The sequence below is a fragment of the Silvania confinis genome, from assembly GCF_025564085.1.
In the GTDB taxonomy this organism is placed as follows: domain Bacteria; phylum Pseudomonadota; class Gammaproteobacteria; order Enterobacterales; family Enterobacteriaceae; genus Enterobacter; species Enterobacter confinis.
The window spans coordinates 210978-225593 of the sequence record NZ_JAMGZJ010000073.1 but is presented as its reverse complement, the minus strand read 5'-3'; the positions used below and the strand labels follow the sequence as shown (position 1 = coordinate 225593).

General features: G+C 61.7%; 16 protein-coding genes. 15 read left to right on the top strand and 1 reads right to left on the bottom strand.

What is annotated here, in order from left to right; translation table 11 throughout:
* Positions 1-287 precede the first annotated feature (287 nt).
* Positions 288-1676, bottom strand: coding sequence for a 4-hydroxyphenylacetate permease (gene hpaX / locus M8013_RS09915; RefSeq protein ID WP_271267632.1), 1389 nt, complete (start codon positions 1674-1676; stop codon positions 288-290).
* A gap of 277 nt (positions 1677-1953) precedes the next feature.
* Here hpaX and M8013_RS09910 point away from each other — a divergent pair, with 277 nt between their 5' ends.
* The 15 genes from M8013_RS09910 to M8013_RS09840 all read left to right on the top strand — a co-directional run bounded on the left by M8013_RS09910 (position 1954) and on the right by M8013_RS09840 (position 14609).
* Positions 1954-2418: a MarR family winged helix-turn-helix transcriptional regulator gene (locus M8013_RS09910; protein WP_271267631.1), complete on the top strand. Its 465-nt coding sequence runs from the start codon at positions 1954-1956 to the stop codon at positions 2416-2418.
* Positions 2419-2751: 333 nt separating this feature from the next.
* Positions 2752-3876: an amidase gene (locus tag M8013_RS09905; RefSeq protein ID WP_271267637.1), complete on the top strand. Its 1125-nt coding sequence runs from the start codon at positions 2752-2754 to the stop codon at positions 3874-3876.
* 102 nt (positions 3877-3978) lie between these two features.
* Positions 3979-5106: an acyl-CoA dehydrogenase family protein gene (locus M8013_RS09900; RefSeq protein ID WP_271267630.1), complete on the top strand. Its 1128-nt coding sequence runs from the start codon at positions 3979-3981 to the stop codon at positions 5104-5106.
* Positions 5107-5127: 21 nt separating this feature from the next.
* A complete protein-coding gene (locus tag M8013_RS09895) occupies positions 5128-5484 on the top strand; it encodes an IacB protein (protein ID WP_271267629.1) in 357 nt (118 codons plus the stop codon).
* Between the two features lie 11 nt (positions 5485-5495).
* Positions 5496-6032 carry a nuclear transport factor 2 family protein gene (locus tag M8013_RS09890; protein ID WP_271267628.1) on the top strand — a complete coding sequence of 179 codons (537 nt, stop codon included), beginning with the start codon at positions 5496-5498 and terminating at the stop codon, positions 6030-6032.
* Between the two features lie 4 nt (positions 6033-6036).
* Positions 6037-7350 (top strand): aromatic ring-hydroxylating oxygenase subunit alpha, encoded by a 1314-nt coding sequence (locus tag M8013_RS09885; RefSeq protein WP_271267627.1) that lies wholly within the window; start codon positions 6037-6039, stop codon positions 7348-7350.
* Positions 7350-7829, top strand: coding sequence for an aromatic-ring-hydroxylating dioxygenase subunit beta (locus M8013_RS09880; protein ID WP_336264248.1), 480 nt, complete (start codon positions 7350-7352; stop codon positions 7827-7829). The genes M8013_RS09885 and M8013_RS09880 overlap by 1 nt, the downstream gene beginning before the upstream one ends.
* 10 nt (positions 7830-7839) lie before the next feature.
* Positions 7840-8580, top strand: coding sequence for an SDR family NAD(P)-dependent oxidoreductase (locus M8013_RS09875; protein ID WP_271267625.1), 741 nt, complete (start codon positions 7840-7842; stop codon positions 8578-8580).
* Between the two features lie 9 nt (positions 8581-8589).
* Positions 8590-9522 (top strand): PDR/VanB family oxidoreductase, encoded by a 933-nt coding sequence (locus M8013_RS09870; protein WP_271267624.1) that lies wholly within the window; start codon positions 8590-8592, stop codon positions 9520-9522.
* Between the two features lie 10 nt (positions 9523-9532).
* Complete coding sequence (locus tag M8013_RS09865) at positions 9533-10027, top strand: flavin reductase (RefSeq protein ID WP_271267623.1); 495 nt, start codon at positions 9533-9535, stop codon at positions 10025-10027.
* Between the two features lie 84 nt (positions 10028-10111).
* Positions 10112-11374: an MFS transporter gene (locus M8013_RS09860; protein WP_418939533.1), complete on the top strand. Its 1263-nt coding sequence runs from the start codon at positions 10112-10114 to the stop codon at positions 11372-11374.
* Entirely contained in the window at positions 11371-12057 is a 687-nt protein-coding gene (locus tag M8013_RS09855) for a 3-oxoacid CoA-transferase subunit A (RefSeq protein WP_271267621.1), read from the top strand. Before M8013_RS09860 ends, M8013_RS09855 begins: the two co-directional genes overlap by 4 nt.
* Before the next feature lie 9 nt (positions 12058-12066).
* A complete protein-coding gene (locus M8013_RS09850) occupies positions 12067-12729 on the top strand; it encodes a 3-oxoacid CoA-transferase subunit B (RefSeq protein WP_271267620.1) in 663 nt (220 codons plus the stop codon).
* Entirely contained in the window at positions 12730-13497 is a 768-nt protein-coding gene (gene pcaD / locus M8013_RS09845) for a 3-oxoadipate enol-lactonase (protein ID WP_271267619.1), read from the top strand.
* Positions 13494-14609 (top strand): muconate/chloromuconate family cycloisomerase, encoded by a 1116-nt coding sequence (locus M8013_RS09840; protein ID WP_271267618.1) that lies wholly within the window; start codon positions 13494-13496, stop codon positions 14607-14609. Before pcaD ends, M8013_RS09840 begins: the two co-directional genes overlap by 4 nt.
* Positions 14610-14616 lie beyond the last annotated feature (7 nt).

Genomic DNA, 14616 nt, shown 5'->3' with positions numbered 1-14616 from the left:
GCCGGGGCGAGGCGCAGGGATGCGCCGAGAGGGCATAGCCTGCATGGATGCAGGCTGGTGCCCGACCCGAAAGCCTGGAGGAATAAGCTGAGGGTATCGCGTAGCGACGATTTTCTTTGCCGGGAGATGGGATTGTAAAGGGGGCGCGATAGCCCCCTTTACACGTTCACCGGTTCGGTGATGGCAGAGAAGCAAGGACGGTAAAGTGAACGGAACCACCACAGGTGCCAGCATGTCCCCTTACCCTAACCCTCTCCCCAAAAAGGAGAGGGAACCGTCCGTGCAAATCAGGAAGCCCGGGCTTCAGCTTTCTGCATCGGAATCAACGCAATTACCACCGCGCCCAGCACCAGGAACCCGGCGACCATAAAGATCCCGGCATTAAAGTTGCCGGTCACATCTTTCATCCAGCCCATCAGCAGCGGCCCCAGCGCGGCACCGGTCATCCCGGTGGCGTTGATCACCGCAATGCCCAGCGCACGGGCGCGCAGCGAGATAGCCCGGTCGGGCGTGGTCCAGAAAATGACCATTGCCGCAAAGGCTCCGGCCGACGCCATGATAATTCCGGTGAACTGCAGCATCGGGTCGTGGCTTGAAGCGGTCAGGATCCAGCCTGCGGCAGCAAACAGGTACGGCAGCAGGGTGTGGATCTTACGCTCGTTGTACTTGTCCGAACGCTTGCTCCACCACACCATCGCCACGATGGTACACACCTGCGGAATGGCGCTCAGCAGGCCGATTGTCACGTTGCTGCTCTCCTGGTTAAAACTGCGCAGGATCAGCGGTGTCCAGACGCTCAGGGCGCTCAGAGTATTGGTCAGGCAGAAGTAGGCCAGCGTGTAGAGCATGATCGTCGGGGTGAACAGCTCGCGGAACATGCTGCGCTGCGTCGGCACCATCGCCGCGTGTTCCCGCTGCTGGGTACTGATGGCGTTCAGGCGATCCGCCTCGAGCATCTCTTTCAGACAGGCTTTGTCGTCGTCGGTCAGCCAGCGCGCCTTCGACGGGCTGTCATCCAGCCAGAACCAGACCACAAAGCCCAGAATCACCGACGGGAAGCCTTCCAGCAGGAACAGCCACTGCCAGCCTTTCAGGTTCATGACACCGTCGAGGTTCAGAATATACCCCGAGGCCAGCGACCCGAGCGCCATCGTCACCGGCATGGCAATCATAAACAGGGCGTTGGCGCGGGCGCGGTACTGCGCCGGGAACCAGAAGGTTAAATACAGCAGCAGGCCCGGCAGGAAGCCCGCTTCAGCGATCCCCACCATCATGCGCAGCACATACAAACTACCAGGGCCGGTGGCGAACATGGTGGCGGTGGATGCAATCCCCCACACCACCATCAGAATAGCGATCCAGCGCCGCGCACCCACGATACTCAGCATCACGTTGCTGGGGATCCCGCAGATCACGTACATCACGTAAAACAGCGTAGTGGCGAGGCCAAACATGGTGCTGGTCAGGCCCAGGTCTTTGCCCATCGTCAGGCCGGCAAAGCCAATGTTGATGCGGTCGAGGTACGAGAAGACGAACAGAATGAACAAAAAAGTGATCAGTCTGCGGAACAACTTTTTGATCACGATCTGCTGGCGCGGATCGAGCGCGGCGTCGGCAGAAGAAGGTGGAGCGAGCACGTCGGAGCGTGCCTGATCCATCGATGGACTGTCGTTCATGAAATGCTCCACATTGCGATTATAGGTATCGTTGTCCCGTGCAACCTGAACACGTGGCTAACGTATAGAAAACCGCAGGCATGGACGTCAATTATATGTTTAAAAAATGATACACATTTGTTAATCACGTAGCATTTTTGAATCGTAATGCGATATCGATCGGCTTTCGTCCGCCTCGCTGTGCCGCAACCCCAACTGGCAGATGTGAAGAGGCTATAGCGGGCGGGAAATAGCGGGTATAATTGCCGCCATTGCGCCGCTTCTGGAAAGGAACCTCATGAGTCAACTCCCCCCATCGTCGGACATCGATTCCGGCTTTCATCGCGACGCGTTCCCGTTTTACTGGATAGTTAACGTCTACGCGCGCTATACGCAAGTGATGGAAATTGAACTGAAAAAGGTGCAGCTTGATGTCTCCCGCTTTCGGGTGCTGATGATCACCGAGCAGTACGGCAAAGCCAGCATCTCGCAAATTTCCGAGTACGCGATGACCAAAATGCCGACCGTCACCAAAATCGTCGGTCGCTTGCGCGATGACGGGATGGTCACCACCGCCAGCAGTACGCAGGATGCCAGAGTCACGGAAGTGATGCTCACCGATGCCGGACGCGAAAAAGTGGCCGATGCACATCGCCTGGCCAGCAAGGTTTTTGAGAAGGGTTTTAAGGGCATGAGCGCCGCGCAGCGGGATAAAATGAACCTCTCCCTGGCCAAGGTGCTCGATAATCTCAACGATCTCTGACCCGCCAGCAGACAGAATTGCGGTTTTGTGACAGCCTTAAACATTCCAGATAACCACCTGTAAAACAACCACTTTATTGAAAGCCGCTCTGAACATCAGAGCGGCTTTTTTTTCATTTCCACGGAAAGTTTATTGTTATTTTTCATCACCCTGAGTCACTTTGCGCAAATGTTATAAAAATGTTTCATTGTTACTGGTTGGTGAAATTAACGTGAATTATTACTTGAATATTCATCTAAATATCTCATGATTGGTTTACTTCACTCGGGTTGAAGACGCAGCGCAGACTGCTCACCCCAATATGATTCGTTTTTTCTGGTTAAGGTATGAATGATGCAGCCAGTCACTGAGAGCAATGGTTACGTACAACGGTTTACCCTCGGCGAGGGTGACCTCTGTTTCGCGGTAAAAGACACGCTGGACATCGCCGGCTATCCGACCCGCGCCGGCTGCCCGGCGCTGGCAAACCGCCCGGCGGCGACACAGCATGCCGGCGTGGTGGCGACGCTGTTACAACAGCGCTGCGTCCTGACCGGCAAAACCACGCTGCACGAGCTGGCGTTTGGCGTCACTGGCATCAACCCGTGGAGCGGTACGCCGCTTAACCCCCCGTTTCCGGCGCTGATCCCTGGCGGTTCGTCCAGCGGATCGGCCGCGGTGGTGGCCTCCGGTGAGGTGGATTTCGCCCTCGGGACCGACACCGGCGGCTCGGTGCGGATGCCCGCCGCCTGCTGCGGCGTGCTCGGCCTGAAGCCGACCTTTGGCGCGCTGAGCCGGGAAGGGGTGATGCCCGCCCACAGCTCGCTGGACTGCGTGGGAATCTTTGCCCGCCAGGCCTGCGTCCTGCGCCAGGTGCTGACCCGTCTCGCTATTGTGGTGAACGCCCCGCTAACCGTGCTGCCTGCCATCGGCTTTATCCCGGCCGCAACGCCTGACATCGATGCTTTGCTGCTGAACGCGCTTGCCCAATACGGCCTGCATCCGCAGCAGATTGACCTGCCGCTGCTTAACGATGCCCACCGCGCCGGGCTGACCCTTATCAGCCATGAAAACTGGCAGGCGTTTAACCCGCTGCTGAGGGACGGGCGAGTCTCTGCCGACGTTGCCACCCGCATCCGCGCCGGGGAGAGCATCAACGCCGACGCGCTGAATACCGCCGAACAGACTCGCCAGACCTTCACTGCCGCGGTAGATGCCCAACTGGTCAAAACCCCGCTGCTGGCGCTGGCGACCCTGCCGGAACTGCCGCCGACGCTGGCGGAGGCCGAGGATCCACTCAGCGTGGTGAACCTCACCCGGCTGGTGCGCCCGTTCAATCTCAGCGGTCACCCGGCGCTGACCCTGCCGATGGGCAGCCTTGAGGGTCGTCCGGTGGCGCTGCAGCTGGTGGCGGCCAAAGGCCAGGACGGTCTGCTGGTGCAGGCCGCTGAATGGCTGACCGGGCGACGACGCCACTAACCCCCCGTTTCTTCACCTGACGTAACAAAAATTCAGTGAGTACCACTCATTGCGGCAGCGCTCGTCTTGCTGCGGGCCGCACACTCTTTTCGGGAGGAAGCTATGTCTGCTGTTCATGTTCGTGAGGAACTCGTTCCACTGCTGAATGACGTTGCGGCCCGCAGCGAAGATTTTGAGCAACAGCGTCATATCTCTGACGACATCATCACCCGGTTTAAGCAGGTGGGCGTTTACCGCGCGCTGGTGCCGAAAATCTACGGCGGCGATGAGTGCTCCCCGGCGCAGTTCTGCGAGCTTATCGAGCAGATCGCCACCGCCGATGGCTCCGCAGGCTGGGTCGCCAGCTTCGGCATGAGCCCGTTTTATCTCGGCGCGCTGCCGCCGGATACCCTGCAAGAACTCTACCGCGACGGCCCGGACGTGGTCTTTGCGGGCGGCATCTTCCCGCCGCAGAAAGCGCTGCTGGCGGACGGCGGCTATCGCGTCAGCGGGCGCTGGGGTTTTGCCAGCGGCAGCATGGGTGCCTCGGTGTTTGGCGTCGGCATTCTGCCCCAAAGCGGTGAAACCCTGCCGCGGATGGCGGTGCTGCCCCGCGACAGCGTACAGATCGACCCGGTGTGGAACACCGTCGGCCTGGCGGGCACCGGCAGCCACGATCTGCTGGTTAACGATGCGTACGTGCCAAAAGAGTGGACCTTCGTGCGCGGCGGGGCGCTCAACCTCGAGGGCGCGCTGTACCGCTATCCGGTGCTGTCGCTGGCAACCCAGGTGCTGTCGGTGGTGGCCCTCGGCGTGGCCCGCGCGGCGCTGACCGAAATTTATGCCATTGCCCATCGTCAACAGTCGGTAACCGGCGCGCCGTGCCTGGCGGATCGCCCGCAGGCGCAGATGCAGATTGCTCGCTGCGAAGCGGATCTGCGCTCGGCCCGGGCCTGGTTCTACGACGCCATCGACGATGTCTGGCAGACGATCCTTGCCGGGGATGAACCCGCCAGCGAGCAGATCAATGCCCTGCGGTTGTCGTCCACCCACGTGACGCGCATCGCCGCCGAGGTGACCCGTCAGGTGCTGGCGCTGAACGGCATGGGCGGCATCACCATGAAAAGTCCTTTGCAGCGCTACGTGCGGGACACGCTGGTGATCACCCAGCACGCCTTTATGGGCGACCTCTCTTATCTCAATGCCGGAACGGTCTATTTCGGCGGTAAACCACTGCCAGGTTATTTGTAATTTAAACGACAGGAGCAACAGATGAGCCAGACAACAACCTCACGCGTGCTGTTTTGCATCGGCGTAAACCAGAACTTTTTTGATGCCACCCCGGCAGAAGCCAAACAGGTATGGGGCGCATTCGGCGTGATGATGAAGGGTATCGACGAAACGCCGGGGATCCGGGTTATCGGCAACATGGATGACGACCGCCTGATGGTCGGCCCGTCAACCACCGCCCCGTGGACCACCTATGTGCTGGCGGATGCCGACACCCTCGAGAGCGTGGCCGCCGTCTGCAACCTGTTCCGCACCACCCCGGTGGGCGAGGGCGGCAGCAAGCTGTGGAAGTACTGCAAGATCGAAGCCCGCGTCGGTCGCGAACTGATTATTCAGTAACGGAGTCACTCATGAGCCCACAGGATGCGCTGCGTTTACAGCAGCTCGAGGATCAGCAGGCCGCCCGCGTCTGCATCAGCCACTACATGCGTCTGTGCGATCGGCTGGACAGCATCGAGACGGTGCAGGCCATTGGCGCGCTGTTCAGCGAAGGTGCCTGTTGGCAAGGGCTGGGTGAGCCGTATGCCACCCGGCTGGGCAAACATCAGGGACGTGCGGCGATCGTGGCGATGATGGCGGGCTATGTCCGCCAGCCCGCGCACTTTGCCATGAACGCCCACTTTTTATGCTCAGAAGCCCTGTATCACGAGGCCGATGGCGAGCTGCACGGCCGCTGGCTGATGCTGCAAACCTCCGCCTTTACCGCCGGGGGCGCGCATCTGAATGCGGCGGAGATCAAGATTATTTTCCGTCGCGAGGCTGATGAAATGACCATCCACCATTTCACCACCCGCAACCTGTTCAGCAGGCCGGTGAGCCACTGGCACGCGACGGATGCGTTACCGGTACCTGACAAAAACCAGACCGTCGAAGACGAGCAGGAGTAACAACATGCAGTGTGACCACATCATCAATGTCAAAAATATCGATACCACCACGCAGCCGGTTCCGGGGCGCGAAGAGATTGCCGGGCTGGTGCAGGCCGATCGCGTGCACACCTCGCTGTATACCTCCGACGCGCTGTTCCAGCTCGAGCTGGATCGTATTTTCAGCAAAACCTGGGTCTGGGTGGCGCACGTCAGCGAAATCCCGGACACCGGCAGCTTTAAAACCACCGAGATCGGCACCCAGCCGGTGATCGTGGTGCGCGACCGTAAAGGCACCGTTCATACCCTGCTGAACCGCTGCCGCCACCGCGCGGCCACGGTGTGCGAACACCGCAGCGGCAAAACCAACAGCTTCGTCTGCCCGTACCACGGCTGGGGCTACGCGCTGGACGGCAGCCTGCGCGGCGTGCCGCACCCGGAGAGCTATGCCGACAGACTTGAGAAAAACGAACTGGGTCTGGTGTCGCTGCGCACCGAGCAGTACGCCGGCATGGTGTTCGCCACCTTTAACGAGCAGATCGAACCGCTGGAGGATTTCCTCGGCGCGGCCAAAAAATGGATGGATCTGTTTATGAAGCAGGGCGCGGGCTACCCGATCAAGACCGGGCCTGCGCACCGCTTCCGCTTTCCGGGCAACTGGAAGATCCAGCTCGAGAACACCACTGACGGCTACCACTTCCCGGTGGTGCACCGCTCGTTCCTCAGTTCGGTCGATAAGCAGACCGAAGAGATGCTGAACTTTGTCGACGGCAGCGGCTATGTCGAAGATCTCGGCAACGGCCACAGCGTGATGGTGATGATCCCGGAGCTGGTGGATCTGGAGGCCAACCTCGATGCGCCAATCCCGGAACGCTTTGTTGAGCTGGCGGACGCACTGCGTAAAGAGCACGACGAAGATCAGGTACGTCGCATCGTGCGCGCGGTGGGCGGCTCCGGCTTTAACCTCAACCTGTTCCCGAATATCGCCTGTTCGATGGCCTTCTTCCGCGTCCTGCAGCCGATCTCGGTGATGGAAACCGAAATTCACCACGCGGTGATCACCATGGACGGCGGGCCAGAAATTGCTAACCAGGCGCGCCTGCGTCTGCACGAACACTTCCAGGGCCCGATGGGCTTTGGCACCCCGGACGACTCCGAAGCCTGGGAGCGGGTTCAGCGCGGGGCCACCGCCGGAGATGACCTGTGGATCATGCTCAATCGCGGGCTGGCCGGGGAATACCGCACCGACGATGGCCTGCGCAGCGATGTCAGCGCCGAAACCGGGATGCGTGCCGCCTACCAGCAGTGGAAAAAGTTAATGACGGAGACGGAACAATGATGACCCCCGATTCTGCCCTGTTTACGGCGATGTCCGTAATCAATCTCGAAGGCGATCTGCTGGACCAGGGCGAGTTCAACGCCTGGCTGGAACTGTGGCAACACGACGGCCTGTATGTGGTGCCGATCGACCCCAACGAAAGCGATTTTAAAAATACCCTGAATTACGCCTTCGACGATCACCACATGCGCGAGCGCCGGGTGAAGCGTCTGTACAGCGGCGAGTCGATCTCCACCACGCCGCGCGCCCGCACCCTGCGCACCCTGTCGCGTTTCCGCCTGCTGGAATCCCGCGAGGATCTGCTGGTGGTGCGCGGGGCGCAGTCCCTGTGGGAGCACCGCAAAGGCCATAGCCGTCACTACGCGGCGGATATTACCTGGCAGCTGAAACCGCAGGACGGCAGGTGGCTGATTACCCAGAAGGTGATCCGCCTGGTTAACAGCGACGATGTGCTGCACAGCATCGGCTACATCCTCTGAGGAGCCGTTCATGACGCAAACCGTATTAGTCACCGGCGCCGCCGCCGGGCTGGGCAACACCATCGCCGCCCACCTGCTCAAGCAGGGGTACCAGCTGGTGCTGACCGATGTCGATCTCAACCGCGCCCGGCAAGCGGCCGATCGTCTGGATGACGGCCAGGGCAGGGTGCTGGCGCTGGGGCTGGATATTCGTCAGCCGCAGGATTTCACGCAGGCGCTCGAGGCCACGATTGAACGCTTCGGCAGCCTGCAGGTGCTGGTAAACAACGCCGCGCTGACCCTGGCGACGCCGGTAATGGACATCCCGGTGGACGAGTTCGACCGGGTGATCAGCACCAACCTGCGCGGCACCTTTGTCGGCTGCCAGACCATGGGGCGCTACTTCGCCCGCCAGGGTTATGGCCGCATCGTCAACCTGGCCTCGTTAGCCGGGCAGAACGGCGGCACCGCAAGCGGGGCGCACTACGCGGCCTCGAAGGGCGGGATCCTGACCCTGACCAAAATCTTTGCCCGCGAGCTGAGCAAATCTGGCGTCACCGTTAATGCCATCGCCCCCGGCCCGCTGGATCTGCCGATGGTTCACGCCCTGGTGCCGGAAGAAAAAATGGCCGGGCTGCTGGCGATGATCCCGGTCGGCCAGTTAGGTGAAGCCGAATTTGTCGCCCAGGCCGTGGCCTTGCTGGCATCTGAGCAGGCGTCGTTTGTCACCGGGGCGACCTGGGACATCAACGGCGGTCTGTTTATGCGTTAAGGAGTCAACATGCTGACATTACAGGTTATCGGGCGAGAGTTGCAGGGCGAGGTGGTGCTGCTGACGCTGGCGCACTCTGAGGGTATCGACCTTCCGGTCTTCAGCGCCGGGGCGCATATCGATCTGCATCTGACAGCTGACCTGGTGCGTCCGTATTCCCTGTGCGGCGACCCTAAAAATCGCCAGCACTACCAGCTCGGCATTCTGAAAGACAGCAAATCGCAGGGCGGCTCGCTGGCGGCGCATGCCCTCAACGTGGGGGATCGGATCCAGGTCAGCGACCCGCGCAACCTGTTTGCGCTTAACGGCGAGGCCAGCCACAGCCTGCTGATTGGCGGCGGGATTGGCATCACCCCGATGCTGGCAATGGCGGCCGAGCTGCACGCCGCCGGGCGATCGTTCGGCTTGCACTACTGCGCCCGCACGCGGGATCGGGCGGCGTTTATCCCCCAACTGGAGCAGTCGCCGTATGCCGACCGCGTGCAGATGCACTTCAGCGATGCGCAACGGCTGAACCTGGCGGCGGTACTGAGCGACGTCCCGGCGAATACCCATGTTTACACCTGCGGCCCGACGCGCCTGATGGAGGCCATTACCGAGCAGGCGACCCGCCACGGCTATCGCCCGGAGCAGGTGCATCAGGAGTGTTTCAGCGCCGAGGTGCAGACCGGTGGCGCGGCCTTTGAGGTGTTTGCCGCAACCAGCGGCATCACCGTGCAGGTACTTGAGAACCAGAGCATCGTCGAAGCCCTCGCGCTCGCCGGGCTGAAAGTCTGCGTCTCCTGCAAGCAGGGGATCTGCGGCAGCTGCCTGACCGACGTGCTGGAAGGCGAGCCGGATCACCGCGACAGCTATCTCACCGATGAAGAGAAAGCCGACGGCGATCAGATTTTGTTGTGTTGTTCCCGTGCGAAAAGCGCGCGTTTAGTCATCGATCTGTGAGGAAACCCTTATGACACTGCAAACCGAATTTCGTAATGCCATGGCGCAGCTGGGGAGCGCGGTCTCAGTTATCACCACCGACGGCCCGGCGGGCAAATTTGGCTTTACCGCCTCTGCCGTTTGCAGCGTCACGGACTCGCCGCCGACGCTGCTGGTCTGTATGAACCGCAACTCCTTTGCCAACGAACACTTCAAACACAACGGCACCCTGTGCGTCAACGTGCTGTCGAGCGATCACCAGCATCTCTCCGGGGTGTTCGCCAACGCCAGCCTGCGCTCCGAGGAGCGGTTTGGTCACGACGCCTGGCAGGTGCTGGCCAGCGGCGCGCCGGTGCTGAGTTCGTCGGTCGCCAGTTTCGACTGCGTGATCGACACCTGTCACGAAGTGGGCAGCCACACGGTTTTCTACTGCCAGGTGCAGGCGGTGCGCATCAGCGAAGCGCCGCGTGGGCTGGTCTACTTTAACCGCCGCTACCATGCCGTCGGGCATGACGTACAGGCGTAAAACCCACAATAAAAGGACACGCGGATGAGCAATGTCGTGACTGAACAGACCGCCCCGGCGGCGATCCCCCAAGATGCCGGGCAGATGCGCAAGCTGGTGTTTGCCTCGGTGCTGGGCAACGCGCTGGAGTGGTACGACTTTTTCCTGTACGGCACCGCGGCGGCGCTGGTGTTTGGCCCGCTGTTCTTCCCGGTCGGCGGTGACCCGATGCAGGGCACGCTGCTGGCGTTTTCCGGCTTTGCGGTGGGCTTTCTCGCCCGTCCGCTGGGCGGGATCGTCTTCGGTCATCTCGGGGATCGCTACAGCCGCAAGATGACGCTGATCATGACCCTGACCCTGATGGGGGCGACTACCTTTGTCATCGGCCTGCTGCCGGTCTATTCACAGATTGGCATCTGGGCACCGTTGTCGCTGATCGCCCTGCGCTTCTTACAGGGCGTGGCGTCCGGCGGGGAGTGGGGCGGCGGGGTGTTAATGCTGAGCGAAAACGCCCCGGCAGACCGTCGCGGGTTCTACACCGCCTGGAGCCAGATGGGGGTATCGGGTGGGTTTGTGTTATCGGCCTTCGCCTTCTACCTGGTGCAGAGGCTGCCGGAAGAGGATCTGATGAGCTGGGGCTGGCGCGTGCCGTTCCTGCTGAGCATCGTCATCTTCCTGGTCGGGGTTTACATCCGCAAGAACATCCGCGAGAGCAAGGCCTTTACGCATGCCAAACCGGAAGACCAGCACGAGAAGATCCCGCTGATGGTGATTATCCGCGAGCACCCGAAAGCGCTGCTGCAGGCCATTGCCCTGCGACTGCCGGAGAACGGCGCGTCGTATATCTTCTTCACCTTCTCGGTGGTGTACGCCAAACACATTGGCATCAGTACCGGGGAGATCATCAGCGCCGTTACCCTGGCGATGCTGGTGGAGTTCTTCTCGATCCTGTTCTGGGGCGCGCTGTCGGATCGCATCGGCCTGAAGCCGGTCTACTACATCGGCGTAATCGGCCTGCTGGTGATGGCTTTCCCGTTCTTCTGGCTGCTCTCTACCGGCGATTACGGCTGGATCATGCTGGCGATGCTGCTCGGCCTGCCGTTCTGCCACGGGGCGATGATCGGCACCCAGCCCTGCATTATGAGCGACCTGTTCCCGGTGCGGGTGCGTTACTCCGGCCTCGCGCTGGGCCACGAAGTGGGCTCGATCTTCTCCGGTGGCCTGGGGCCGATGCTGGCGGTGGCGATGCTGATGTACTTCGACGCCTCGTGGCCGGTTTCTCTGCTGCTGATGGGCTATGCGCTGCTGGCATGGATTGCGTTGCGCAGCCTGCCGTCTGACAAGAACAACAATGGGGTAGCACCATGATTGATAAAAGGATTGCCGCCATCGACGGCGCGGTGGCCGACATTTTCGACGGTGCCATCGTGATGGTGGGGGGCTTCGGCCCGGCCGGACAGCCCGCCGAACTGCTTGACGCCCTGATCCGCCGCAGGCCGCGCAACCTGACCTTAATCAGCAACAACGCCGGGAACGGCGACTACGGCCTGGCGGCGCTGCTGAAGGCCGGTTGCGTGAAAAAAGTGATTTGCTCTTTCCCGCGCCAGACCGACTCCTGGGTCTTTGACGACCTCTATCGTCGTGGCGAAGTCGAGCTGGAGCTGGTGCCGCAGGGCAACCTCGCGGCGCGTATCCAGGCCGGGGGTTCCGGGCTCGGCGGGATCTTCACCCCCACCGGCTTTGGCACCGCGCTGGCGGCAGGCAAAGAGACGCGCCACATCGACGGCAAAGATTACGTTTTTGAAACCCCGCTGAAGGCCGACTTTGCGCTGATCAAAGCGCTGAAAGCCGACCGCTGGGGCAACCTGATTTACGACAAAACCGGGCGCAACTTCGGGCCGATCATGGCGACGGCCGCCAACTGCACTATCGCCCAGGTGAGCGAGATCGTGGCGCTGGGCGAGCTTGACCCGGAAGCGGTGGTCACGCCGGGGATTTTTGTCCAGCGCATCGTCCCGGTGGCGACCGTGCGTCAGACCCAGAGCGCTTAAGGAGCCTACGTGAATAAATTGACTCATCAGCAGCTGGCCGAACGCATTGCCCGCGATATCCCGGAAGGGGCGTACGTCAACCTCGGGATCGGCCTGCCGACCCGAATAGCCAACTACCTGCCCGCCGATCGCGAGATCTTCCTGCACAGCGAAAACGGCATTCTCGGGATGGGGCCTGCGCCTGCGCCGGGCGCTGAAGATCCAGAGCTGATCAACGCCGGAAAACAGCCGGTGACGTTGCTCGACGGCGGGTGCTATTTCCACCACGGCGACTCGTTCACCATGATGCGCGGCGGGCACCTGGATATCTGCGTGCTCGGGGCGTATCAGGTTTCCGAGCGCGGCGACCTGGCGAACTGGAGTACCGGCGAACCTTCATCCATCCCGGCGGTAGGCGGGGCGATGGACCTGGCGATTGGCGCGAAGCGCGTGTATGTGATGACCGAACATCTGACCCGCCAGGGCGAGTGCAAAATCGTCAAAACCTGCAGCTATCCGCTGACCGGGATGGCCTGCATCGACCGCATCTACACCGACATGGCTGTGATGGATATCACAGCTGACGGCATCCTGGTGCGCGAGCTGTTTGGCGACGTGACGCCCGAGTCTTTGCAGTCGGTCACTCCGGTGGCGCTGACCTTTGCCCTGAACGCCGAAACCGAGGAGGCGTGAATGGATCTGGACTATCGCCTTGATGGCCCCGAAGACGCTCCGCTGCTGGTGCTCTCCAACTCGCTGGGCACCACCTGGCCGATGTGGCAGGCGCAGATGGCCGACTTCACCCGCCACTTCCGCGTGCTGCGCTACAACACCCGCGGGCATGGTCGCTCGCCGCTGGTGGACGGCGTTATCACCCTCGACACCCTCGGGCAGGACGTGATTGCCTTGCTTGATCACCTGGATGTGGAACGGGCCTTTTTTTGCGGCATTTCGCTGGGCGGGATGACCGGCCTGTGGCTCAACCGCCACGCGCCGTCGCGGTTTGAGCGCATCGTGGTGGCGAATACCGCGGCGAAAATCGGCGAAGCCAAAGGCTGGCTGCAGCGTGCCGCCACCGTTCGTCAGCAGGGGATGGCCCCGATTGCCAGCGGCGCGGCAGAGCGCTGGTTCACCCCGGCGTACCGGGAGAGCAACCCTGGCGTGGTCAAACTGCTGGTGGATGGCCTGGCCAATACCCCGAAGGAGGGCTATGCCGTCTGCTGTGACGCGCTGGCGGCAGCGGATTTGCGCCCGGACGTGGCGGCGATGCTGCGCCCGATGTTGCTGATCGCCGGTGCTGAAGATCCGGTGACCACCGTGAACGACGCCGGGTGGATAGCCGCTCAGGCAAAACAGGCTGCCTGCGTGACCTTACCCGCGTCGCACCTGTCGAACGTCGCCTGTCCGGCGGCATTTAACCAACAGGTGCTGACCTTTTTAACCGCAGGAGCTGCGACATGAGTATCACCCTTGAATCCCTGGCCTGCTGGCTGGTGGACATCCCGACCATTCGCCCGCACAAGCTGTCGATGGCCACCATGGGTTGCCAGACGCTGGCGATCGTCAGAATGCAGTGCGCCAACGGCCTGATCGGCTGGGGCGAAGCCACCACCATCGGCGGCCTGAGCTACGGCGCAGAAAGCCCGGAAGCGATCAAATTGGCGATTGAAACCTATCTGGCCCCGCTGCTGTGCGGCCAGACGTTCAGCGGCCCGGCGGCGCTGGCCGACAAAATGAATGCCCACGTCAAGGGCAATACCTTTGCCAAATCAGCGCTGGAAACCGCGTTTCTCGATGCCCAGGGCAAAGCGTTGGGCCTGCCGGTCAGTTCCCTGCTGGGCGGCGCGCTCACCACGCGCCTGCCGGTGCTGTGGACCTTAGCCAGCGGCGACACCGAGAAAGATATTGAAGAGGGCCAGCGCCTGCTGGCGGAAGGGCGGCACGACACCTTCAAGCTGAAGATTGGCGCGCGCGGGCTGGATGTCGATATCCGCCACGCGCTGGCGATCAAGGCCGCGCTGGGGGATGACGTCAGCATCCGCGTCGACGTCAATCAGGCGTGGGACCTGACCACTGCCCTCAAAGGGATAGCCCGGTTGCAGGACGGCGGTATCGACCTGGTAGAGCAGCCGATCCCGCTGTGGGATCGGCAAGGGCTTATCGCCCTCAGCCAGCGCTTTGCGGTGCCGATTCTGGCCGACGAAGCGGTGGCAACCAGCCACGACGGCTATGCCCTGGCGAGCAACGGTTTTACCGGCGTGTACGCTCTGAAGATTGCCAAGGCGGGCGGCCCGGTGCAGGCCCTGAAGCTGGCGCACGTGGCGCAGGCGGCGGGCGTGGCGCTGTACGGCGGCACCATGCTGGAAGGCACGCTCGGTACGGTCGCCTCGTTACATGCCTGGTCCACCCTCAACCTGCAGTGGGGCACCGAGATGTTCGGCCCGCTGCTGCTCAAAGATGACATCGTGGTGCGTCCGCTGGATTTCAGACACGGACAGGTGACGTTACCGCAGGGGCCGGGCCTGGGCGTCGAGATCGACGAAGAGAAGCTGGGTTACTACGCACGTAAATAAAGGAGAA

Excerpts from the sequence above, each read along its gene's own strand:
- M8013_RS09855 (WP_271267621.1), top strand. The coding sequence starts at position 11,371 with ATGATTGATAAAAGGATTGCCGCCATCGACGGCGCGGTGGCCGACATT.
- M8013_RS09875 (WP_271267625.1), top strand. The coding sequence starts at position 7,840 with ATGACGCAAACCGTATTAGTCACCGGCGCCGCCGCCGGGCTGGGCAAC.
- hpaX (WP_271267632.1), bottom strand. The coding sequence starts at position 1,676 with ATGAACGACAGTCCATCGATGGATCAGGCACGCTCCGACGTGCTCGCT.
- M8013_RS09885 (WP_271267627.1), top strand. The coding sequence starts at position 6,037 with ATGCAGTGTGACCACATCATCAATGTCAAAAATATCGATACCACCACG.
- M8013_RS09900 (WP_271267630.1), top strand. The coding sequence starts at position 3,979 with ATGTCTGCTGTTCATGTTCGTGAGGAACTCGTTCCACTGCTGAATGAC.
- pcaD (WP_271267619.1), top strand. The coding sequence starts at position 12,730 with ATGGATCTGGACTATCGCCTTGATGGCCCCGAAGACGCTCCGCTGCTG.
- M8013_RS09870 (WP_271267624.1), top strand. The coding sequence starts at position 8,590 with ATGCTGACATTACAGGTTATCGGGCGAGAGTTGCAGGGCGAGGTGGTG.
- M8013_RS09890 (WP_271267628.1), top strand. The coding sequence starts at position 5,496 with ATGAGCCCACAGGATGCGCTGCGTTTACAGCAGCTCGAGGATCAGCAG.
- M8013_RS09865 (WP_271267623.1), top strand. The coding sequence starts at position 9,533 with ATGACACTGCAAACCGAATTTCGTAATGCCATGGCGCAGCTGGGGAGC.
- M8013_RS09860 (WP_418939533.1), top strand. The coding sequence starts at position 10,112 with ATGCGCAAGCTGGTGTTTGCCTCGGTGCTGGGCAACGCGCTGGAGTGG.
- M8013_RS09895 (WP_271267629.1), top strand. The coding sequence starts at position 5,128 with ATGAGCCAGACAACAACCTCACGCGTGCTGTTTTGCATCGGCGTAAAC.
- M8013_RS09840 (WP_271267618.1), top strand. The coding sequence starts at position 13,494 with ATGAGTATCACCCTTGAATCCCTGGCCTGCTGGCTGGTGGACATCCCG.
- M8013_RS09910 (WP_271267631.1), top strand. The coding sequence starts at position 1,954 with ATGAGTCAACTCCCCCCATCGTCGGACATCGATTCCGGCTTTCATCGC.
- M8013_RS09880 (WP_336264248.1), top strand. The coding sequence starts at position 7,350 with ATGACCCCCGATTCTGCCCTGTTTACGGCGATGTCCGTAATCAATCTC.
- M8013_RS09905 (WP_271267637.1), top strand. The coding sequence starts at position 2,752 with ATGCAGCCAGTCACTGAGAGCAATGGTTACGTACAACGGTTTACCCTC.